Raw genomic sequence first — 20,659 nt, forward strand, 5'->3', positions numbered from 1 at the left:
AAGCAGGCGGGCGAGGCCAAGGAGGAACTCCGCGTCGTCGACGTCGCCCAACTCCTCCTGCAATCCGTGCAACTCCCCGAACCACCGGCGACCGAGACCGAGCCGGAGGAGGCGACGGAGCCGGAACCGGCCAAGTAGCCGCAACCGCGCGACGGCGCCTGCCGGCTCGAAGCCCCCGCCCCCGACCTGTCGTCGGGGGTGGGGGCTTCTCGGGTTTCCGGCGGGGCGGGCAACGGGTGAACCGGTGGGCCGACTTCGCGACGCGCGCCGGCCGGTCGCGGGCCCGGTGCGGGCGTCGGCACCGATCCCGGCTCCGCTCGGTCGAGCATGAAGTGCCCCGATTCGTAATTGCCTTTCCGATATCGGAGTCGATGGGCATTTCGCTGTGTACCGTGGCTTCTCGATCGGCTCCGAGCGCAGCGTGTCTGCATGGTGACGAAGGGTTATGGGGCTTTGCGAGCTTCGGGAAAGCGTCGGATGGTATTGGTGGCCGGATTCGCGGCGGCGGCCGTGTTCGTGGGTGGTTTGCCGCCGTTCGATGCGGCGTTCGGCACGCAGGACGACTCGCCGCCGGCGGCGGTGGCGGGCGTCGAGCCGGAGTCGGCCGCCGTCGTGCCGGAGTCGGTCGGTGCGCCGGCGGCGGGTGCCGGGTGGCGGTCGGGTGGGGCGGTGCGGTTGTCGTCGAGCGGCTACACGTTCCGGTTCCACGATCGCAGGGCGGTCGCCTGGCTGGGTCCGTACATCGAGCGCACGGCGGCCGAGTTGCGGCGGATCACCGGGTTGCCGATCGCGGTGGACACCGAGCCGGCCGGCGATGCGACCGCGCGCGGCCGGTGCGACATCGTGGTGGGCGTACTGCCGCACCCGTGCCTGGTGCCCGCCGACGGCGGCCCGTGGCGGGTGGTCACCGACGGAAGCGGCACTCCCGATTGGAGTTGCGGCTTCCATACCCGGGCGCTCGGGGACACGGTCGTCGGTGGACAGGCGTTCATCGACGCCTCCTTCTTCCGTGCCGACGGCACGCCGATCGCCCGATTCGGCGAGGCCGGCATGCGCAATCACATCAGCCACGAACTGGGCCACACCCTGGGCCTGGCCCATGCGGACGAGGCACCCGGGGGCTGCCCCAAGGGTGCCGACTCGGCCGAACGCCCGGTGATGTGCACGTCCTCCAACGGCTATCAGGACTCCCGTGCGGGCCGGTACGTCCAGCAGTTCGACGTCCAGGGCCTGCGGGCGCTCGCGGCGGCGGCGGGCGTGCCGGTGCCGCCGCAGGGTCGGGTGGTCGGGATCGGCGGCCGGTGTCTGGAGGTCGAGGGCGGTACGGCCGCCAACGGCACCCCGATTCGGATCCGGGCCTGCGACCTCGGCCCGGGGCAGTCCTGGATCCTGGAACGGGACGGCACACTGCGGGCGTTGGGCAAGTGCCTCGACAACGCGGGCAATCGCCGCACCGACGGCAACCGGATCCAGTTGTTCGACTGCAACGACTCCGCCGCGCAGAAGTGGATGGTCGACGCACAGGGTCGGATCGTGCACGTCGCGAGCGGTGGGGTGCTCGACGTGGCCGGTGGGAAATCCGCGAACGGGACTGCGGTGCAACTGTATTCGGCCAACGGCGACAGCGGCCAACTCTGGCGCGTCCCGACCTAGGCAGGGCCGTGGCCGCCGGGTGCGCGGTGCCGCGGCGTGGACCGGGACGGACTCCGAGAGTCGGGCAACCGACGGTTTGTGCCATTTGGCGCAACCTCGGAGGCCGGCTGATTTGCTGCCTTTTTCTTGCCGGGAACGGGCTCTAAAGTCGTGTTCACGGGTGGTGACGGCGTGATCACGGAGACGTGACGAGTCGGCGGCATCCTGGGGGGCGACCGTGATTCCCGTGTCACGCCGGGGTTGATGGTCGGAGGGGGGAGGGGCGTTCGACGACCCGTGCGACGGCATTGCGGGCGATTCTCGACGGGAGGGGGTCCGTCGACGTCGCGGGCAGGTGTCGAGGGTTGTCCCGCAACGCTTTCGAGGCCGGTACGTCGGGTGGCGTACCGTCTCGGATCCGTTCGTGCGGAGTCGACGGCGCACCGAGGTGCACGGGTACGGCGGCGCGCGCCGCCGTACCCGTCACCTGTTCCGCCGGTGTTCGTGGATGCCGATGTCCCGGACCGCGCCGGGGACTTGCTCGATGGGGGTGTCGTCAGCCTTCGGCCCGATGTCGGTGGCCGGTGTGAGGAGGAACGCCCCTGCGGTGTGCGACCTGGGAGGGATGAGCCCGCTCGCCGCGCCGGATGACGCCCGCTCGGGGTGGCCGACCGTAGCGTGCCGGTGTGCAAAAACTCTATGCCTGGCTGCGTGCGCACCCGCTGTCGGTGGACGCGATGATCGTGCTTCCGTTGTTGTTGACGAGTGCCGGTCAGGTATACGACGACAACGCGCCGGGTGGCTTCACCCGTTGCGGGCACTCGATCCTCGTGGTGCTCTACTGCCTGGGCGCGACGTTGCGCAGGGCGCGCCGCCGGGCCGCGTTCGCGCTGGTGGCACTGGGCTGTGCGGGACAACTCGTGATGACGTCCGGGATGACCGTGGCGAGCTTCGCGGTCCCGATGGTGCTGTACGTGGCGGCCAAGTCCGGGACCCGTCGGCAGTCGCGAATCGCGCTGGTCTGCGTATTCGTCGTCCCCGTCACGTTCTACTGCGTGCGCCGGGGCAGCAGCCTGGACCTGAACGTGCGCGAGGCGGTGTTCGTCTACAGCTTCCTCACCATCACCCTCGGCATCGCCTGGGTGCTCGGCGACTCGATGCGCACCCGCCGCGCCTACTACGCCGAACTCGAAGAGCGGGCGGCCCGGCTGGAGTTCGAGCGGGACCAACAGGCGCAGATCGCCGCAGCGGCCGAACGATCCAGGATCGCCCGCGAGTTGCACGACGTGGTGGCGCACAACGTGTCGGTGATCGTGGTCCAGGCCGACGGCGCGAGTCGGGCCATCGACAGCTCGCCGGACAAGGCGCGCGAGGCGCTGGACACCATCGCCCGCACCGGCCGCGAGGCGCTGGTGGAGATGCGCCGGCTGCTGGGCGTGCTGCGCGCGCAGAGCGAGACCGAGGCGCTGGTGCCGCAGCCGAGCCTGCGACACCTGGACGACCTGGTCGGCCAGGTCGCGCGGGCGGGCCTGTCGGTGGGCCTGGTCGTCGAGGGCGTGCCGATCGACCCGTCGCGCACCGTCGCCTCGACCGCCTACCGGATCATCCAGGAGGCACTGACCAACACCCGCAAACACGCCGGTTCGACCGCCACCGCCGAGGTCCTGGTCCGCTACCGCGAGGACGCGCTGGAGGTGCGGATCCGCGACGACGGGCGCGGGGCGCAGGCGCCGGGGGACGGGATGGGCCACGGCCTGATCGGCATGCGCGAACGCGTCGCGATGCACGACGGCCGGCTCCACATCGGCCCGGGCCCGGACGGCGGTTGGACCGTGCACGTCGTACTGCCCTACGAGAGCGCCCACGACGCGGTGACGCGACCCGCCCGGTCGACACCGGAGACGGTGGTCGGTCCATAGACGGCGCAGTCGGGCCGGCTCAGGTCGGCGGGGGCGTCGAGCGGGTGTCGGGGAGGGCGGGCAGGCGCACCCGGACCACGGTGCCACGCTCGGGCGCGGGGTCGATCCGGATGTCGCCGCGGTGCAGGTCGACGATCGCCGCGACGATGGACAACCCCAGGCCGCTGCCGCCCTGGGCCCGGCTGCGGCTCTTGTCCGCGCGGTGGAAACGATCGAAGACGTGCGGCAGGTCGGCGGCCGGGATGCCCGGGCCGCCGTCGCGCACCGTCAGCAAGACCCGATCGGCCTCGCGCCGCAGTTCGACCGAGGCCGGCGCGTCCGGCGGCGTGTGCATGCGGATGTTGCCGAGCAGGTTGGCCACCAACTGGCGCAGTCGATCCTCGTCGCCGAGCACCAGCACCGCCCCCGGGCCCGCGAGGGCGGTGTGGTCGAGCGGCCGGTCGGGCTCGACGGCGGCGGCGTCGCGGCACGAGTCGGCCACCACCCGGGCCAGGTCCACCGGTTCCAGGTCGATCTCCCGCTCCTCGTCCAGGCGCGCGAGCAGCAACAGCGCCTCGACCAGGCCGTTCATCCGACGCACCTCGGCGCGCATCCGCGCCACCGCGTCGTCCACCGAGGCCCGATCCGGGAGCGCGCCGCGCTGGTACAACTCGGTGTATCCGCCGATCGATTGCAGCGGCGTGCGCAACTCGTGGGAGGCGTCCGCGACGAAGCGCCGCAGCCGCTCCTCCGAGGTGTCCCGGGCCATGAACGCGGCCTGGATCCGGTCCAACATGCGATCCAGGGCGGTGGCCAACCGGCCGACCTCGGTCCGCGGGCCGATCAGCGGATTGTGCACACGCCGCGCGTAGTCGCCCGCCGCGATCGAGTCGGCGACACGGGCGGCCTGTTCCAACGGCCGCAGTTCGCGGCGCACGAACAGCGCGCCGAGCAGGCCCAGGGTCGGCAGCGCGACGCCCACGGTGATCAGCACGACGTACAGCGCGTGATCGGCCGCCTGTTCGGCGTCGTTCGTGCTCAACGCGACCAGGGCGGTACGCCCGTCGGTCAGATCCTGGATCCGGACCCGGAACCTCTCGTCCGAGCCGGGCTCGCCGGAGCGGGCGGTGACCGTGCGGCCGGCGGCCGGCAGCGTGCCGGTCAACTTCGGTCCCGGGCCGTGCGGCGGACGGCGGCCGGGGGCGGCCAGGGCGATGCGCAGGCCGCCGGGATACGTCAGCCACACGCCCGGATCCAGGCCGAGCGGCTGGTTGTTGCGTTCGCGCTGGTCCAGGGCTCGCAACGCGGCCACGGTGGTGTCGAGTTGGTTGTCCAGGCGGTCGAACAGCGAATCCCGCAATACGCCCACGGTGACCGCCGCACAGGTGTTGAGGACCACGGTGCAGACCAGGACGAGCACGATCACCAGCCGCCGGCTCAGCGGTTGCCGGCGTGTTCTGGGCCGCCGGCTCAGCACGGTGGGGTGCGCAGGCAGTAGCCCACCCCGCGACGGGTGTGGATCAGCGGGGTGCCCTGGCCGTCGTCGATCTTGCGGCGCAGGTAGCTGATGTAGGTGGCCACCACGGTGTCGTCGCCGTTGAAGTCGTAGGACCACACGTGTTCCAGCAGCCGGGCACGAGTCAGTACGTGGTCGGGATGCAGCATCAGGTAGCGCAGCAACCGGAATTCGGTGGGCGACAGATCGACGGGCCGGCCGCCGCGGCGCACCTGGTGGGCGGTGGCGTCGAGTTCGAGGTCGGCGACGCGCAGTACGTCGCCGCCGGGGTCGGTGCGACGGGTGCGGCGGAGCACGGCCTCGACGCGCGCGGTGACCTCGTCCAGGCCGAACGGCTTGGTGATGTAGTCGTCGCCGCCCGCGGTCAGGCCGCGGACCACGTCCTTGCGGGTGTCGCGCGCGGTGAGGAAGACCACGGCCACCGGGAGACCGTCGGAGCGCAGTCGGCGCAGCACCTCGAAGCCGTCGTCGTCCGGGAGCATCACGTCGAGCAGGATCAGCTCCGGCAGGAAGTCCCGGGCGACGGTGAGGGCTTGGCGGCCGGTGCCGGCGGTGCGGACGTCGTAGCCGACGAAGCGCAGGAAGCGGGCGACGGTGTCCACGATCGCGGGTTCGTCGTCGACGACCAGGAGACGGCCGCGATCCTGGGGTGCGGGGTGGGCGGGCCGGCCGGCCTGCGGGTCCGGGGGGCTCATCGGGGCCTTTCGGTCGAGTGGTCGGTGATGGGTGGGCGGTCGGCGGGTGGTCGTGTGCGTACCACCGTGCCGGCATCCGCGCGGTGGTCGCGTGCGTGGGGTCGACGGGTGCTGCGGTGCGGTCCGCGACGGGTGCCGGCACCCGTTCAGGGTGTCGTACCAACAGGGGTCCGTTCTATGGGAGTTGCGTGTGAATGGCCCCGGCCGGGGCGGTTGTCGGCGGTTGCGGGACGGGTCGGCTCCTAGCGTGGTTCGCGTCGACCACCCCCGCCTTCGAAGTGCACCGTCCGGGAGTTCGTGATGTCCACGTTGTTGTATCGCCTGGGGCGCTTCGCCTATCGGCGTCGCCGGCTCGTCATCACCGGTTGGGTGCTGATCCTGCTGTTCGCGGCCGGTGCCGCGGTCACCCTGATGCGGCCGTTCGCGGCGCAGAACACCATCCCGGGCACCGAGTCGCAACGATCCCTCGACGTCCTGGAGGCCCGATTCCCCACCGCCGACGGCGCGGAGGGCCGGATCGTCCTCCGGGCGGCGGACCGCGGCACGATCACCGCGGGACCGGCGCGGCAGGCGGTATCGGCCGCCACCGCCGCAGCCGCCGTGCTGCCCGGGGTGGCTGCGGCCGAGGACCCGTACGGCGCCGGCGCGGTCTCGGCCGACGCGACCACCGCGATCATCGCGCTGACCTTCACCGAGAAGCAGGCCGAGGACGTCTCGGCGGCCACCCGGGACGCCGTCGAGGAGATCGCCGAGGGGGCCAGGGCACGCGGCCTGACCGTCGAACTGGGCGGCGACACGTTCGTCGAGCAGCCGGCGCCGTTCGGCGTCGGCGAGATCGCCGGACTGGTCGTCACGCTGGGCGTGTTGCTGTTCGTCTTCCGCTCGTTGCGCGCCTCGCTGGTGCCCCTGGCGACCGCGCTGGTCGGGGTGGTCGTCGGGGTGCTGCTGGTGCTCGCCGGCGGCCGTTTCGTGACCATGGACAGCAGTTCGCTCACGCTGGCGACGATGTTGGGTCTGGCGGTCGGGGTGGACTACGCGTTGTTCATCGTGTCCCGGCACCGGGATCAGGTGCGCGCCGGCGTGGAACCCGAGGAGTCGGCCGCGCGTGCGGTGGGCACGGCGGGGACGGCGGTGGTCTTCGCGGGCGCCACGGTGGTGATCGCGTTGGCCGCGCTGGCGGTGGTGCGGATCCCGTTCCTGACCGTGATGGGGGTGGCCGCCGCCGCCACCGTGGTGGTGGCCGTACTGGTCGCGCTGACCCTGTTGCCGGCGCTGCTGGGGGTGCTCGGGTCGCGGGTGGCGGCGAGTTCGATCCCGGCACTGCGCCGGTCGGCGGATCGGGCCGACGGCGGGCGGGGCGGCGCGGGCGACGGTGTGCGGGGCGGTGTACGGGCGTCGGCGGGACTGCGCTGGGTGCACGCGGTGACCCGGTCGCGGTGGGTGGTGTTGCCGTTGGGCGTCGCGGCGCTGGCCCTGTGCGCGCTGCCCGCCCTGGATCTGCGTCTGGGCCTGCCCAAGGACCGCAGCGACACCACGGCGGTACGAGCCCAGGACCTGGTCGACGCCGGCTTCGGCCCGGGCTACACCGGCGCGCTGATCGTGGTCGTCCAGGGCCCGAGGACGATGGTCGGGCCCGCGGCGGAGCAGGTCGCCGCCCGGGTGGCCGACCTGCCGGAGGTGGCCTCGGTGGCGCCGCCGGTGCCGAACGCGGCCGGGGACACCGTGCTGGTCAAGGTGATTCCGGCGACCGGCCCCGAGTCCTCGCGCACCCGGGACCTGCTCGACGACATCCGCCGGGCGCGCGATCCGATCGCCGCGGTCACCGGGACCCGGATCGACGTCACGGGCAGTACGGCGGTCGATCTGGACGTGGCGGCCAAGCTCGCGTCGGCGCTGCCGGTGTACTGCCTGGTCGTGATGGGCCTGGCGATCCTCCTGCTCACCGTGGTCTTCCGCTCGGTGGTGGTGCCGGTCAAGGCGGCGCTGGGTTTCCTGCTGTCGGTGCTCGGCGCGTTGGGCGCGGTGGTGGCGGTCTTCCAGTGGGGTTGGTTGTCCGGCCTGATCGGCCTGGACGGCACCGGTCCGATCGTGAGCTTCCTGCCCGTCCTGGTGATCGGCATCCTGTTCGGTCTGGCGATGGATTACGAGGTTTTCCTGGTCTCGCGGATGCGCGAGGAGTACACCCGCGGGCGGCCCGCGGTGGAGGCCCTGCGGGTGGGCTACGGCCACAGCGCGAAGGTGGTCACCGCCGCCGCGTTGATCATGATCTCGGTGTTCGGGGCGTTCGTGCTCTCCGACAACGGAGTGGTCAAGGGCATGGGTTTCGCGCTGGCGATCGGTGTCCTGTTCGACGCCTTCGTGGTGCGGATGACGCTGGTCCCGGCGGTGATGGCGATTCTCGACCATCGGGCCTGGTGGTTGCCCCGGCCACTGCACCGATTGCTCCCGCACATCGACCTGGAGGGCGCGAAACTCGCCCACCGACTCGATGCCGGGCCGCCGAACACGGCCGACGCGACCTCCGGGTCGGCCGCCGCGATGTCACGGGAGTGAGTGCACACGTGATGAACGAGACCGAATTCCCGCTTCAAGGGCCCGGCTTCCATATTCGCCTGGCGGAGTTGATCGAGGTGGTCCCGGACAACGACTGGCAGTGGAGCGTGTTGGAATGCATCGGCATCGGCACCATGCCATGGGAGATGAAAGCCTGCCGAACGGGCGAACTCGTGCTGGCCTCACAGGTCGGGTTCCTGATGTCCTGGCACGAGTTCAAGGAATTCGCGGACGGACTGGAATGGGCCGAGGACCTGCTCGTCGTCGCCGCGGAGTCGCGCGAACGCCTGAAACCCGAACAACTGCGCATCGACGACTTCTCCGACTGCCTGCTGACCCTGGAGGCATTCGCCAACACCACCTGGACGGTCACCGCCCACCCCCGCCTCTCCGACACCGTGGACATCGTCGAACTGCTCCGGAGCCGGTACGGGGGTAGCTGACGGGCACGACCGGCCACGCCGGGGCCGCAGGGCGGAGTCGGTCGCGGTGGCGCCGGTGAAGCCGCAGCCGTCGACGCCTACGGGCCGGCGTGGCGTTGCGAGTGGGCGGAGCGCGGGGTGGGCCAGGGCTGCTCCGGTGCCTGCTCCCGGACCAGGCCGGTCAGGACGGCGTCGACCAGTCGCTCCGCCTCCCGGTCGGTGGCGCGCGGGCCGTCGAGTTCGACCAGGCCGTCGGTGAGCAGCGTGGCCAGCCCGTGCACGGCGGCCCAGACCACGAATTCGGCTCCCGGGCGGGCGGTGGAGGGCAGTTCGCCGGTGTCGACGAGCCGGTCCAGTTCGGCGACGAGCACGTCGTGGGGATGCGGGGAGATCGGGGTGCGTGGGTCGGACCGGCCGGCGGCGAAGGCCAACCGGGCGACCGCCGGGTCCTCCATGGCCCAGCGCACGTAGCTGCGGCCGTAGGCGATCAGACGCCGGTGGGGGTGGTCGCCAAAGGTGCGCCCGGCGGCCCGCCGCAGCCGCTCGCCGAGGCGGGCGATCACCCGTTCGGACAGGGTGCGCACGAGTGCGTCGCGCGAGGGAAAGTGATGGTAGGCGGCGCTCGGGGCGACGCCGACCCGGGCCGATGCCTCACGCAACGACCAGCCGTCGACTCCGCGTTCGCGTACGAGTGCCTCGGCGGCGTCGAGCAGCGCGGCGCGCAGCTCGCCATGGTGATAACGCTCTTTGCTCACCTGTGGATCTTAACAGTGTTCAGACGTGCGGTCCCGGATCGGTGTTATGGTCCATGGGTTGTCTGAACACTGATCAGATGGGATGGCCCGGGAATGTGCCCCGTTGAACCCCTCTCGAACGACTCGATCGCGGACACCGGACCGGCCGGTGGATCGGCGCCGCCGGACGTGCGCGACGCCCCGCCGCCGGTGGTGCGGGGCGAGCCGGTGGAGTTGTGCGCCGGTGTCTTCGTCATCCCCGACAACCGGGTACCGCTGGTGCCCAACATCGGCATCGTCGTCGGCGAGCGGGCCGCGCTGGTGATCGATACCGGCCTCGGTCCCCGCAACGGTGCCCGAGTGCTCGACCGGGCCAGGCGTTTGGCCGGCGACCGGCCGCTGTACCTGACCACCACGCACTTCCATCCCGAACACGGCTTCGGCGCACAGGCGTTCAAGGGTGCCGCGACGATCGTCTACAACCGGGCCCAGCGCGAGGAATTGCGCCGCAAGGGTGCCGGCTACACGGGCATGTTCGCCGGGCTCGGGCCGCACGTCGCAGCGGCCCTCGAAGGTGTCGAATCGGTCGATCCGGACATGGTCTACACCGACGAGGCCGAGATCGATCTCGGCGGCCACATCGCGGTGTTGCGGGCTTCGGGGCCGGCGCACACCGGGTCCGACCAGACCGTGCTGATCGACGGGCGGGTGTTGTTCACGGGCGATCTGGTGGAGACCCGGATGTTCCCGATCCTGCCGTACTTCCCGCCGTTCGACACCGACGTCGACGGGAGCGGTTGGATCGCCCTGCTCGACCGACTGCTCGCCGACGAGCCCGAGATCGTCGTTCCCGGCCACGGCGAGGTCGCCGATGCCGGACTGATTCGCGAGGTTCGGGGCTACCTCGACCATGTGCGCGCCGAGACCCGGCGGTTGCGGGCGGACGGGGTCTCGGTCGACGACGCGGCGGCGCGGATCGATCGGGACGCGCGGGCCCGGTGGGCGACCTGGGACAACCCCGAGTGGATCGGCTTCGCGGCACGGGCCTTTTGGCACGCCGACACGGGCGTCGATGCCAAGGGGTGAGGGAGCGAGTCGGGCGTCCCCGCCGACCCGGGCGGGCGCGCGTCCGCGACGGGCCGCGCCCCGCCCGCCGACGGTCGTCGGTGGGCGGGGCGCGGTGGGTGCCGGTCGATCGGCCGGGTCAGTGCGTGTAGAGGTAGATCAGGCCCTGGGGGCCGTTGGAGCAGAAGAAGCTCGGACCCCACAGTTCGTAGCCCGCCACGCCCGCCGCGTGACACGCGGACTGCGTGTAGTACACACCGCGCACGTGGAACTCGCCGGCTGCGGCGGCGCTCGTCGCCGTGGCCAGGGGAAGCAGGACGGCGGCGGCGCCCGCGACGAGCAGTGCGATACGTTTCTTCACGTGCCAACTCCTTTGATTCGGAAGGCATTTGACAAATTGTCAGATGGCTTCGGAGATGGTGCGATGCCGCTCGAATGCTAGTCGGGTGGAGTCGGACAGGTCCATGCCAATCGATGGAAAGGTCTAGGCCAATCTTTCGATCCGGTCGACGCCCTGCGAGGCCCGCCCGGCGTCGCCCCGGGGTGCGACGGCGTTCGGTCAGGGGGCCCGGGTTCGCCCGGGTCGTGGCGGCGGGGGCAGGCTCCGTTCGATGGCGGCGACTCGTTCGAGCGCGCGGTGGATTTCCGCCGCCTCCCGCCGGTAGGTCGCCAGGGCCTGCCGGATGACGTGCACGGGGACCTGGTCCCTGAGCTCTCGGCGCAGGTCGGAGTAGCCCTGGCGGAGCTCGGCCAGCTCGGCCAGGAGGTGGTGCCGGGCCAGGCGTACCAGCAGCGCCGGGTATCGGCGCAGCACCTCGTGGTTGCGGTAGCCGGGTGGGCAGACCTCGTACAGCGCTTCCACCGTGCGCGCATCCGGCCGGGCCGGCCCGGCCGGCTCGGGCCCCCCGTCCGGCGGGGCCTGGGTGCCGTGCCGGGCCTTTTGGCGCGCGACGTCGAACCGGCTGGGCAGCTCCCAGGACGGCGTGGCGTCGGCGATGTCGTTCATATGTTCGAATCATCGCATCTCGGATACCCCCCTCGGCAACCGGAACGGAAGCCGCCGCCGGCCCGTGATCAGCGGGTGATCAACCGGTCACCGGGACGAGGAGGACGGGCGCCTCGGAGTGGTGCAGGACGGCGTGCGTGACGCGGCCCAGGTTGGGACCGAACCGGCCGGTCTTGCGGTGGGCGGCCAGCACGACCAGCGTCGCGTGGGCGCTCGCGCCGACCAGGGCGTGCGCCGGGGTGTCGAGGGCGACGTCCTCGACGACGGTGACGTCCGGATACTTCCCGCGCAGCGGCGCGAGCGCGGTGGTCACGGTGGCGTGGGCCACCTCGCGCCAGTCGTACAGGGCCGGGGCGTAGCCGGCGCTGCCCGCCATCATCGCCGGGTAGCGCCACACGTGCAGGGCCCGCAGCGGGAGGCCCTGGGACTGGGCCCGGGCGAAGGCGGCCTCCAGCGCGGCGGTGCAGTCGTCGTCGGACACGCCGACCACGATCGGCTTCGCGGCGTCCGTGCCGCTGGTGTCGTGATCGGGGTGCACGACCAGCAGCGGGCAGCGGGCCGCGGCCGAGACGGGCAGGCTGACCGAGCCGAGCAACAGGCCGGCGAAGCCGCCCAGGCCCCGGCTGCCGACCACGAGCAGGGCGGCGCGGTCGCTCGCGGCCTCCAACGCGTCCATGGCGTTGGCGAATTCGACGGTGGAACGGATGGACAGCTCGGGGTGGCGCAGCCGGGCACGTTCCGCGCCCCGCTCGACGATGTGGCGTGCTTCCTCGCGCAGTTGTTGGCCGAAGTGGTCGTCGGCGTGCCCGAGTTCGACCCATTCGAGCGCGTGCAGCACCTCCAGGGTGGTGTGCCGGCGCAGCGCCTCGTCCGCCGCCAGGTCCACGGCCCGCTCCGCGCCGGGCGAGCCGTCGAAACCGACGACGACGTGCCCGCGCGGGGGAGTCGACTGGGAGGTCGAACCGGTGGATTCGGCTGCCTGGTTCACGGCGGATCCCTTCGGTGTGCTCGGCGGCCCCGGTGGGCCGACCTGTGATCAGTCTTGGTGGTCGGGCGGACCGGGCCCAGGGCCGGAGGTCCCGCTCCGAGTGAGCCGGTCGGCCTGCTCGGCGTCGAGGAGCACCCACCGCGTACCCCGGGTGCCCGGGTGTCGAATCCACCGAGCCCGCCCGACCGCCGGCCACGCGGCGCGGCCGACGACCGCGCCCCGCCCCCGGTCAGTCCAGGGGTACCCGCCAGTCCAGCAGCGCGCCGGCGTCCGGGGCCGGCCCGAACGAGCAGGTGCCGCCCAGGGTTTCGGCGCGTTCGCGAAGGTTGGCCAGGCCGCTGTCGCGGGTGCGGTCGGCCGGCGGGCCGACGCCGTCGTCGCGCACCCGTACCCGCACCTGCTCGGCGTCGGCCTCGACGTGAACGTCGACGCGGCCGGCGTGCGCGTGGCGGGCGGCGTTGGCGAGTGCCTCGCGCAGGACGGCGACGACGTGGTCGGCGGTCGGTTCCGGTACCCGGGTGTCCAGCAGCCCGTCCACCCGCAGCGTCGCCGAGAAGCCCAGGACCGGGCCGGCCGCGTCGACTTCGCGCAGACAGCGGGAGCGCAGGCCGGCGCCGGTCTCCCGGTCGCGGGCCTTGAGGGAGAAGATGGTGGAACGGATCACCTTGATGGTGTCGTCGAGTGCGTCGACGGCGGTCTCGACCCGTTCGAGGGCTTCGGGGTGATCGATGAAGCGGGTGGCGCTCTGCAGCGTCATGCCGGTGGCGAACAGGCGTTGGATGGCCAGGTCGTGCAGGTCGCGGGCGATCCGGTCGCGGTCCTGGAAGACGGTCAGCAGTTCGGCGTCGCGGCGCCGCTCGGCGATCTCCAGGGCGAGCGCGGCGTGATCGGCGAAGCCGGTCACCATGCGCACGACGGCGTCCGACAACTGCGGCCGGTCGGTGCGGTTGGCGACCAGGAGCACGCCGCGGATGCGTTCGGGAGTGCCCAGCGGCAGCAGGAAGGCCGAGCCGAGATCGACGCCCGTCGCGGTGGCGACCACCACGCCCGGGTGCCGGCCGAGGTCGGCGGTGACGGTCGTCTCGCCGGAGTTGAACACCTTGCCCAGCAGGGTGCCTTCGCCGGACAGGACGAGTCCTCGGACCCGGTCGGCGGCGACCCCTTCGGCGGCCTCGACGACCAGGTCGGGCGTGCCCGGGACCGGAACGGCCAGGGTGACCAGGTCGGCCTCGGCCATCTCCCGGACGGTCGCGGTGAACGAGCGCAGCACGTCCGCTGGGTCGTCGCCGGAGAGCAGGCTGCGGGTGAGTTCCGAGCTTGCGGTGAGCCAGTGTTCGCGACGGCGCACGTCGTCGTACAGGCGGGCGTTGTCGATTGCGACGCCGGCGGCGGCGGCGAGGGTGCGCAGGACCGCCTCGTCGTCCTCGTCGAAGTCGGTGCCGCCGCGTTTCTCGGTCAGGTACAGGTTGCCGAAGACGGTGTCGCGGATGCGGATCGGTACGCCCACGAAGGTGTTCATCGGCGGATGACCGGGTGGGAAGCCGAAGGAGTCGGCGTGTTCGGTGAGGTCGTGCAGGCGCAGCGGGTGCGGGTCGCGGATGATCAGGCCGAGGATGCCGCGCCCGGTGGGGAAGGGGCCGATACCCAGGATCGTGTCGGCGTCCATGCCCACCGGCAGGAACCGGGCCAGTCGTTCCTCGTCGCCGATCACACCCAGGGCGCCGTACTCGGCGTCGACCAGGGTGGTGGCGGATTCGACGATCCGGCGCAGCACGGTCTCCAGGTCCAGGTCGCTGCCCACCGACAGCACGGCCTCCAACAGTCCGCCCACCCGATCCCGGGTCGCGCGGACCGCCTCCACGTGCGCCTGCAGCTCGTCCAACAGCTCGTCCAGGCGCATGCGCGGCAGCGCGGGTCGCTCGTGCGACGCCACAACCCCTCCAAGACCTCGGTGATTCATCGGGACATTTCCGAGGCCCATGGTGTCAAACGCCGACTCGCCGGCCACCGCCGCGGGGCGGCGGCCCGTCGTCGCGGACGGGCCGATCGGCGTGCACCGTGCCCCGACGGGCCCCGGTCATTCGGGACTTCCGGCCCTGTTCCGTGCGGTCGCCGGGTGTGAGACTGAGGGCGCGCCGACCCGACCGGGTGTGCCGCGTCCGCAACTCCCGGGGAGCACAGCATGGAAGCCGGCCGCACCACCGAAGCCGCCGCCGGAGTACGGCTGCCGCGTGATCCGGGCGCCGCGGGCATGCCCGTGCCACAACCCGCGAGCGGGCAACCGGACGGCACCATCCGGGTGTTCCTGCTGGACGACCACGAGATCGTCCGGCGCGGGCTGGCCGACCTGCTCGGGGCCGAGCCCGACATCGAGGTGGTCGGCGAGTCGGCGTCCGCGCAGGAGGCGATCCGGCGCATCCCGGCACTGCGCCCGCACGTGGCCATCCTGGACGGGCGACTGCCCGACGGCAGCGGGGTCGACGTCTGCCGTGCGGTGCGCTCGTCCTTCCCGGAGATCAACGCGTTGATCCTGACCTCGTACGACGACGAGGACGCCTTGTTCTCCGCGATCATGGCCGGCGCGGCCGGCTATGTGCTCAAGCAGATCAGGGGCAGCGAACTGGTGCGCGCGGTACGGGAGATCGCCGCCGGCCGGTCGCTGCTCGATCCGGCGGTCACCGCGAAGGTGCTCGAACGGGTGCGGACCGGATCGGGCGAGGATCCCCGGGTCGCCTCGCTCTCCGACCAGGAACGCCGCATCTTCGACCTGGTCGCGGAGGGCCTGACCAACCGGCAGATCGCCGAGCGCATGCATCTCGCGGAGAAGACCGTCAAGAACTACGTGTCGACCATGCTGCACAAGCTGGGCTTCGAACGCCGCGTCCAGGCGGCGGTCTTCGCCGGCACCCTGCCGCAGCACCGCGCGCGCGACTGAGCGGAGCGACGCGGTGACGCGGCGGCGCGCCCACTGGGCCCGCGAGGCGCCCGGGTGCTTGGGCGTGCAGGCGTGCGTGCGCTCGGGCGGGCCGGCGGGCGGCGCGCTCGCCCCCGTGGTCGATCACTCGGAGCGCGAGTTGCTAAAGTCTGCAATTGCTCAATCCGTGCCGACCGGGCGCGGCGCGATCGGAGGGACGTGGAGCGGTGAGCACCCCGCTGTACGAACTCAAGGCCGAGTTCTTCAAGACGCTCGGCCACCCGGCCCGGATCCGGGTGCTGGAGTTGCTCAGCGAACGCGAGTACGCGGTCGCCGAAATGTTGCCCGAGGTCGGCATCGAGGCGACGCGGCTGTCCCAGCAGTTGGCCGTGCTGCGCCGGGCGAACCTGGTGGCGGTCAGCCGTCGGGAGGGTTCGAGCGTCTACTACACGCTCACCAGCCCCCAGGTGGCCGACCTGCTCGCGGTCGCCCGCCGGATCCTGACCGGTCTGCTCACCGACCGGATGGGACTGCTCGAGGACCTGCGCGCGACCACCCCCCGAGCCGCTCCGTGAATCGCGACCTGCCCGGATCCAGGCCCGCGACCAATCCGGCCTACAGCCTTCGCATCCACGTGCCGCCGGGCGCCGCCGGCCTGGTCGCGACCGTACTCGCCGAAGCACCCGGCACCGTGGCCAGTCGCCTCGACGAGCCGGACGCGATGGGCACGTGTCGGATCACCCTGGACGCGGACGGCCCCGGCACGCTCGCCTGGCTCACCCGGACGTTGGCCCGGCGCCTGGGCGCCGACCTGCTGCATACCCAGGACCCGGTGTTCGCCGCCGCCTCCACCGGCAAGTTGACCCTGCGGGTGTGCGCGGCGACCACCACCGGTCACGACATCGCCCTGCTCGACGCCGACGCCGACCGCCGGGTCGTCTCGCACCTGGCCGCACACCCCGATCAGACCGATCACTACACCGGACGACGGCACCGCGTCGCGTTGATCAGCGACGCCAGCGCCGTCCTGGACTTCGACGCGCTGCCCGCCGACGCCGCGCTGCCCGCGCTCGAATCCCAGGCCGTACACCTGCGCAGGGCCACCGGGCTCGACGTCTTCCCGCTGCCCATCGCCACGCCGCAGGTCGAGGACATCGCCCAGGCGGTCCGGCTGCTCGCCCCCGGTTTCGCCGCCGTCGTGCTCGTCCACACCCGCCCCGAACACGTGTCGACCACCCGGACCATCCTCGGCCCCACGCCGCCGGTGCTCCTGCTCGACACGCTCAACGACGGCCTCGCCGTGGCCATCGCCGCCGCGACGGTCAACGCGCTGGTCAACCGGGGGGTCAACCCGCTGAGCGGGCGCGTGGTGCTGGTGGATCCGGCGCGGGGCGGGGACCTGACCGGGTTGCTGATCGCCTCCGGCATCGCCGACCTGACCCTGTTCGACCCCTTCGGCCCCGGAGCCGGCACGCTGGGGGTGGTCGCCGCCGAGGCCGACCTGATCGTCGACCTCACCGGACTGGCCACGCCGCCGGAGGGTGTCCCGGTCCTGCGGGCCCGGCCCGAGGCACCGCCGCGGTTCGCGGCGGCCACCACCGGCCCGCGCCCGCTGCACGCGCTGCCCGGACTGCTCACGGCGGCCACCACGACCCGGCGGTCGATCACCGCGCTCGCCCGGGTCGCCGCGGTGCACGCGTTGATCGAGGGCACGCCGCGCGACGCGCTGCTGCCCGCGCCGGACCAGCCGGGCCTGGCGGCGTCGATCGCGGCGGCGGCCACCCACGCCCTCACCGTCGACTCGGGCTGAGCCGGGTCGCGCGGGAGGACTCGACGGGGGTCAGCCGGGGACGTCGCCGGCCGCGGTCTCGATCAGGTCGACGACCCGGAGCGGCTGCGAGGCCAACGAGGCGTGGCCGGTGGCGAGTTCGATGACCTTGCGCGGCTGCATGCGTTCGGCCATGCGCCGCTCGTTGTTCGGATCGATCATCCGGTCCTGCGCCGACACCTGGTACCAGGTCGGCTTGGCGCGCCAGGCCGGCGCGGTCACGGTGTCACCGAACGTCGAGGCCAGGGGAGCCTTCTGGGTGACCGCCATGACCAGTGCCTCGTCCTCGGACAGGTCCTGGCAGAAGCTCTCCCGGAACTTGTCCTGCTTGATCCACAGGAAGCCGTCCGAATCGGGAGCGAGGTTGTCGAACGCGGCCGGCGGCATCTCCTGGCTGAGCTGCCCGGGGCTCTCGCCCGCGTCGGGAGCGAACGCGGCGATGTAGACCAGCCCGGTGACATTGGGCAGATCGCCCATCTCGGTGATGACCGCACCGCCGTAGGAGTGACCCACCAGCAGCACCGGCCCGTTCACCTGCCGGACCATCTTGCGGGTGCGCTCGGCGTCGTCGGCCAGCGACGTCAACGGATTCTCCACCGCGAACAACGAACCGAAGCCCCGATCGCGCAATTCGACGACGACCTTCGCCCAGTGGGCGGCCCCGCCCCAGAACCCGTGCACGAGAACAACAGTCGGCTTGTCGGCCATGACGGCGCACCATTTCGCTCGGTGATCGATTGTCACTAACGGTCACAAGCTATGCGAGATGTCACCCGCCGGCACCTCGCGGACGACCCCGGTCCGGACGGGGCCGGCGGTGGAGCCCAAGCGGATCGGAGCACGGTCGAATCCGCGGTGCGACCGAGGGGTGACCCGATGGTGGACCCGGTGCCGACCGAGTGGTATCGATGCCGGATGAACATCGATCACGCCGATCCCGACGTCCTGGCCGCGCTCCGCGCCGCGTTCGATCCCGACGGCTCGGCGAAGCCGGCACTGGGATGGCCGGCGGTGCACGCCTTCGAGGCGGAGCACGGTGTCGTGTTGCCCGAGCCCTATCGCAGCCTCGTCGCCGAGATCACCGACGGGTCGTCGGCCGGGCCGCCGGAGTTCGGCCTGCTCGGGCTCGCGGAGATGCCCTCCGATTGGGGCGCCGGTCGGCCGGAACGCGATCCGGGCAAGCCCTTTCCGCTCACCTCGCAGTGGTTGTGGGACGACGACCCCAGGCCCGAAGAGGAGACCGAGCCGATCCTGGAGCAGGTCTTCGACCACGGAACGATCGTGCTCGGCACCGACGGATGCGGCATGTATTGGCACCTCGTCGTCACCGGGCCGCACCGGGGACACCTCTGGAACATCTGCGGCGAGGGCGCGACGCCCTTCGGCGCCGAATTCGGATTCACCTCCGGCGCCCCGGGATTCGCCGGGTGGGTGGCGCACTGGGCGGCCGGCAAGGAGTGGTTCGACGTCGGATGAGGCGGCCGGAAGGCATGTGACGCGGGTCTCATCCCGGCGTCGATGAGTCGAGCGGGTCGGGGCGGTCATAACCACGAGGACGACGACAGGGACCGGGCGACCCCGGTGATCCACCGGGATCGCAGACCCTGTCACCGGTCACCGAGAGGACGAGACCCGATGAGCGACGTTGCCAACGGCCCTGCCCACTACTTCCCTTCGATCGAGAAGAAGTACGGCCGACCCGTCTCGGAATGGCTGGACATCATCCGGTCCTCGCCGCTGACCAAGCACATGGAACTGGTCGCCTGGCTCAAGACCGAGCACGGTCTCGGTCACGGCCACGCGAACGCCCTGGTGAAGCACACCCACACGGTGGACGGCGACAAGTAGGGGCCGGCGGCGTACCCGCGCGGCGGGTCGCCGTCGGCTCCGGACGAGGCGGGCCCGCCACGGGGGTGTGGGTCCGCGCGGTCGGGGTCGGTCGGCGCCGCGCGTGGCAACGGGACGGGCCCCGAGAGGGCGCCCGTCCCGCGTGGCCGGCTCGGTGCCGGTCGGTTACGGAGTGCAGGCGAGGGTGCCGGCGCGAAGGGCGTGGCCGCCGTCGTTGCCGTCGTCCGCCCACACGACCGGCTTGACGCCCGCGACGCAGGCGGCCTGTGGCGCGATGGCGAAGCCCTCGTTGTTGTAGTCGGGCATGCCGGTCGGGCGGTCGTACCGGGCGGTCACGGTGAACCGGCCCTGCGCGTCGATGTCGAGCACGGCGCTCCGACCCTGGCAGGTGTCGTCGCACGAGGCCCACAAGTGGCCGGTGGCGGGCTCGAATTCGAGGTCCATCACCGCCGGGAAGCCGCTCGTGAAGGTGGCGACCCGGGTGTATCCGCCGCCGCTCTGGTTCAACGCGTAGGCGTACACCGTGCCGTTGGCCTCCAGGCCGGCGAAGACCAGGCCGCTGCCGTGGCCCGGGTAGGCGGCCGGGTCGTAGGCGGCGCCGGTGTGTTCGTCCCGGAAGCCGTGTGCGGTGAGGAACGTGTCCGGGATCCAGGAGATGCCCTCCAGACCGCTGTTGGCCGCCACCGCGGGCAGATCGGCGGTGAGATTCCATTCGGCGGTCGCGTTCAGCGAGCCGGCCGTGCCGGAGACGTCGTAGCGCAGGATCTTCGGCAGGCTGACACCGTCGTTGTCGTTGTCGCGTTCGGTCGCCACGAACAGCCCGTCGGGGCTGAAGCTCACGCCCTCCGCGTCCGGGTCGCCGGAGCCGTTGGCGTAGTTCAACGCCTTGCCCGAAGCCCAACCACCGGACGGATCCGGGCGCCACGTCGCGCCGTTGGGCACCAGCCGGTAGAGCCGGCTCGGGCCGTTGCGCACCGCCCACAACACGCCGGGGCTCTGGAAGGACAGACCGCTGAGGTTCTCGCCGAACACGTTCGAGGCGTCGGCGACGGTGACGCCGGAGCCGCCGGGCCAAGTGCTCCCGGACGACTGCCCGCACGCGTTCGCCGCGCCCTTGGTCGGTGCGGTGGTCGTGGTGAACGCGCCGGTGCCGTCCGCGCAGCGGCCGTACGTGGTGCTCGCGTGCGCGGTCCACGAGTAGGAGTCCACCAGCGTGGAGCCGCCGGCCCGGAACAGCCGGGCCGAGTCGGAACCGCCCAACCCGAACGAGGAGTCGACGTCCAGCGCCAGATGCCCGCCCGCCGCCAACGAGGTGCCGGCGGCGACGGTGTACGAGTGCGAGTTGTCGTTGTCCTTGACGACCCAGCCGGACAGGTCGACCGCCGTGGTACCGGTGTTGACCACCTCGACCCAGTCGCCGGGCGAACCGCCGTTCGACTCGACCTCGTTGATGCGCACCGTGGGTGCTGCCTGGGCCGCCGACGCCTGCGTCGGGGCCTGTGCGGATGCCGGTGAGCCGGACAACCCGAAGGCCGTCACGGACAGGGCGACGGCGACGAG

At 72.1% G+C, this 20,659-nt stretch carries 19 protein-coding genes; 10 read left to right on the forward strand and 9 right to left on the reverse strand.

Features of this window, described 5'->3' with window-relative positions; translation table 11 throughout:
- Nucleotides 1-477 precede the first annotated feature (477 nt).
- Complete coding sequence (locus ACH4U8_RS39930; protein WP_395783033.1) at nucleotides 478-1,653, forward strand: ricin-type beta-trefoil lectin domain protein; 1,176 nt, start codon at nucleotides 478-480, stop codon at nucleotides 1,651-1,653.
- Nucleotides 1,654-2,318: 665 nt separating this feature from the next.
- Complete coding sequence (locus ACH4U8_RS39935) at nucleotides 2,319-3,551, forward strand: sensor histidine kinase (RefSeq protein WP_395783035.1); 1,233 nt, start codon at nucleotides 2,319-2,321, stop codon at nucleotides 3,549-3,551.
- Nucleotides 3,552-3,570: 19 nt separating this feature from the next.
- Here the strand turns inward: ACH4U8_RS39935 and ACH4U8_RS39940 are convergent, their stop codons facing one another.
- Nucleotides 3,571-4,956 carry a sensor histidine kinase gene (locus tag ACH4U8_RS39940; protein WP_395783037.1) on the reverse strand — a complete coding sequence of 462 codons (1,386 nt, stop codon included), beginning with the start codon at nucleotides 4,954-4,956 and terminating at the stop codon, nucleotides 3,571-3,573.
- Between the two features lie 44 nt (nucleotides 4,957-5,000).
- Nucleotides 5,001-5,741 carry a response regulator transcription factor gene (locus tag ACH4U8_RS39945; RefSeq protein ID WP_360312458.1) on the reverse strand — a complete coding sequence of 247 codons (741 nt, stop codon included), beginning with the start codon at nucleotides 5,739-5,741 and terminating at the stop codon, nucleotides 5,001-5,003.
- Nucleotides 5,742-6,041: 300 nt separating this feature from the next.
- Here ACH4U8_RS39945 and ACH4U8_RS39950 point away from each other — a divergent pair, with 300 nt between their 5' ends.
- Entirely contained in the window at nucleotides 6,042-8,294 is a 2,253-nt protein-coding gene (locus tag ACH4U8_RS39950; RefSeq protein ID WP_395783039.1) for an MMPL family transporter, read from the forward strand.
- 11 nt (nucleotides 8,295-8,305) lie between these two features.
- Nucleotides 8,306-8,737: a hypothetical protein gene (locus ACH4U8_RS39955; RefSeq protein WP_360312454.1), complete on the forward strand. Its 432-nt coding sequence runs from the start codon at nucleotides 8,306-8,308 to the stop codon at nucleotides 8,735-8,737.
- Nucleotides 8,738-8,814: 77 nt separating this feature from the next.
- On the opposite strand, the gene ACH4U8_RS39960 is transcribed toward ACH4U8_RS39955, so the two are convergent.
- The gene (locus ACH4U8_RS39960; RefSeq protein WP_395783041.1) at nucleotides 8,815-9,471 is read right to left on the reverse strand and encodes a TetR/AcrR family transcriptional regulator; all 657 of its coding nucleotides are present in this window, start codon (nucleotides 9,469-9,471) and stop codon (nucleotides 8,815-8,817) included.
- 93 nt (nucleotides 9,472-9,564) lie between these two features.
- Here ACH4U8_RS39960 and ACH4U8_RS39965 point away from each other — a divergent pair, with 93 nt between their 5' ends.
- Complete coding sequence (locus ACH4U8_RS39965; protein ID WP_395783043.1) at nucleotides 9,565-10,536, forward strand: MBL fold metallo-hydrolase; 972 nt, start codon at nucleotides 9,565-9,567, stop codon at nucleotides 10,534-10,536.
- Between the two features lie 118 nt (nucleotides 10,537-10,654).
- Here ACH4U8_RS39965 and ACH4U8_RS39970 read toward each other — a convergent pair whose 3' ends face one another.
- From ACH4U8_RS39970 to ACH4U8_RS39985, 4 genes are all read right to left on the reverse strand, one after another.
- Nucleotides 10,655-10,876 (reverse strand): hypothetical protein, encoded by a 222-nt coding sequence (locus ACH4U8_RS39970; protein ID WP_360312448.1) that lies wholly within the window; start codon nucleotides 10,874-10,876, stop codon nucleotides 10,655-10,657.
- A 198-nt stretch (nucleotides 10,877-11,074) separates the two neighbouring features.
- The gene (locus tag ACH4U8_RS39975; RefSeq protein WP_395783045.1) at nucleotides 11,075-11,521 is read right to left on the reverse strand and encodes a hypothetical protein; all 447 of its coding nucleotides are present in this window, start codon (nucleotides 11,519-11,521) and stop codon (nucleotides 11,075-11,077) included.
- 79 nt (nucleotides 11,522-11,600) lie between these two features.
- Complete coding sequence (locus ACH4U8_RS39980; protein WP_395783047.1) at nucleotides 11,601-12,509, reverse strand: universal stress protein; 909 nt, start codon at nucleotides 12,507-12,509, stop codon at nucleotides 11,601-11,603.
- A gap of 229 nt (nucleotides 12,510-12,738) precedes the next feature.
- On the reverse strand, nucleotides 12,739-14,409 hold the full coding sequence (locus ACH4U8_RS39985) for a GAF domain-containing protein (protein WP_395783219.1): 1,671 nt from the start codon (nucleotides 14,407-14,409) through the stop codon (nucleotides 12,739-12,741).
- A 282-nt stretch (nucleotides 14,410-14,691) separates the two neighbouring features.
- On the opposite strand from ACH4U8_RS39985, the gene ACH4U8_RS39990 reads away from it, so the two are divergent.
- The 3 genes from ACH4U8_RS39990 to ACH4U8_RS40000 all read left to right on the forward strand — a co-directional run bounded on the left by ACH4U8_RS39990 (nucleotide 14,692) and on the right by ACH4U8_RS40000 (nucleotide 17,233).
- Nucleotides 14,692-15,444 carry a response regulator gene (locus tag ACH4U8_RS39990; protein WP_395783049.1) on the forward strand — a complete coding sequence of 251 codons (753 nt, stop codon included), beginning with the start codon at nucleotides 14,692-14,694 and terminating at the stop codon, nucleotides 15,442-15,444.
- Nucleotides 15,445-15,650: 206 nt separating this feature from the next.
- A complete protein-coding gene (locus ACH4U8_RS39995) occupies nucleotides 15,651-15,998 on the forward strand; it encodes a metalloregulator ArsR/SmtB family transcription factor (protein ID WP_360312438.1) in 348 nt (115 codons plus the stop codon).
- Nucleotides 15,995-17,233, forward strand: coding sequence for a malic enzyme-like protein (locus tag ACH4U8_RS40000; RefSeq protein ID WP_360312436.1), 1,239 nt, complete (start codon nucleotides 15,995-15,997; stop codon nucleotides 17,231-17,233). Before ACH4U8_RS39995 ends, ACH4U8_RS40000 begins: the two co-directional genes overlap by 4 nt.
- A gap of 30 nt (nucleotides 17,234-17,263) precedes the next feature.
- On the opposite strand, the gene ACH4U8_RS40005 is transcribed toward ACH4U8_RS40000, so the two are convergent.
- Nucleotides 17,264-17,959 (reverse strand): alpha/beta hydrolase, encoded by a 696-nt coding sequence (locus ACH4U8_RS40005; protein ID WP_379990861.1) that lies wholly within the window; start codon nucleotides 17,957-17,959, stop codon nucleotides 17,264-17,266.
- Nucleotides 17,960-18,166: 207 nt separating this feature from the next.
- On the opposite strand from ACH4U8_RS40005, the gene ACH4U8_RS40010 reads away from it, so the two are divergent.
- Together ACH4U8_RS40010 and ACH4U8_RS40015 are read left to right on the forward strand one after the other, a co-directional pair.
- Nucleotides 18,167-18,727: an SMI1/KNR4 family protein gene (locus ACH4U8_RS40010; RefSeq protein WP_379990860.1), complete on the forward strand. Its 561-nt coding sequence runs from the start codon at nucleotides 18,167-18,169 to the stop codon at nucleotides 18,725-18,727.
- A gap of 159 nt (nucleotides 18,728-18,886) precedes the next feature.
- On the forward strand, nucleotides 18,887-19,099 hold the full coding sequence (locus tag ACH4U8_RS40015; protein ID WP_395783051.1) for a DUF4287 domain-containing protein: 213 nt from the start codon (nucleotides 18,887-18,889) through the stop codon (nucleotides 19,097-19,099).
- A 165-nt stretch (nucleotides 19,100-19,264) separates the two neighbouring features.
- Here ACH4U8_RS40015 and ACH4U8_RS40020 read toward each other — a convergent pair whose 3' ends face one another.
- Nucleotides 19,265-20,557, reverse strand: coding sequence for a lamin tail domain-containing protein (locus tag ACH4U8_RS40020; protein WP_395783053.1), 1,293 nt, complete (start codon nucleotides 20,555-20,557; stop codon nucleotides 19,265-19,267).
- Nucleotides 20,558-20,659 lie beyond the last annotated feature (102 nt).

It is taken from the genome of Embleya sp. NPDC020886, from assembly GCF_044333915.1.
Classification (GTDB): Bacteria; Actinomycetota; Actinomycetes; order Streptomycetales; family Streptomycetaceae; genus Embleya.

What these genes read in the sequence shown, in the direction of transcription:
- ACH4U8_RS39950 (WP_395783039.1), top strand. Translation starts at nt 6,042, where the DNA reads ATGTCCACGTTGTTGTATCGCCTGGGGCGCTTCGCCTATCGGCGTCGC.
- ACH4U8_RS39930 (WP_395783033.1), top strand. Translation starts at nt 478, where the DNA reads ATGGTATTGGTGGCCGGATTCGCGGCGGCGGCCGTGTTCGTGGGTGGT.
- ACH4U8_RS39985 (WP_395783219.1), bottom strand. Translation starts at nt 14,409, where the DNA reads ATGCGCCTGGACGAGCTGTTGGACGAGCTGCAGGCGCACGTGGAGGCG.
- ACH4U8_RS40005 (WP_379990861.1), bottom strand. Translation starts at nt 17,959, where the DNA reads ATGGCCGACAAGCCGACTGTTGTTCTCGTGCACGGGTTCTGGGGCGGG.
- ACH4U8_RS39975 (WP_395783045.1), bottom strand. Translation starts at nt 11,521, where the DNA reads ATGAACGACATCGCCGACGCCACGCCGTCCTGGGAGCTGCCCAGCCGG.
- ACH4U8_RS40015 (WP_395783051.1), top strand. Translation starts at nt 18,887, where the DNA reads ATGAGCGACGTTGCCAACGGCCCTGCCCACTACTTCCCTTCGATCGAG.
- ACH4U8_RS39955 (WP_360312454.1), top strand. Translation starts at nt 8,306, where the DNA reads ATGAACGAGACCGAATTCCCGCTTCAAGGGCCCGGCTTCCATATTCGC.
- ACH4U8_RS40010 (WP_379990860.1), top strand. Translation starts at nt 18,167, where the DNA reads ATGAACATCGATCACGCCGATCCCGACGTCCTGGCCGCGCTCCGCGCC.
- ACH4U8_RS39945 (WP_360312458.1), bottom strand. Translation starts at nt 5,741, where the DNA reads ATGAGCCCCCCGGACCCGCAGGCCGGCCGGCCCGCCCACCCCGCACCC.
- ACH4U8_RS39965 (WP_395783043.1), top strand. Translation starts at nt 9,565, where the DNA reads ATGTGCCCCGTTGAACCCCTCTCGAACGACTCGATCGCGGACACCGGA.
- ACH4U8_RS39990 (WP_395783049.1), top strand. Translation starts at nt 14,692, where the DNA reads ATGGAAGCCGGCCGCACCACCGAAGCCGCCGCCGGAGTACGGCTGCCG.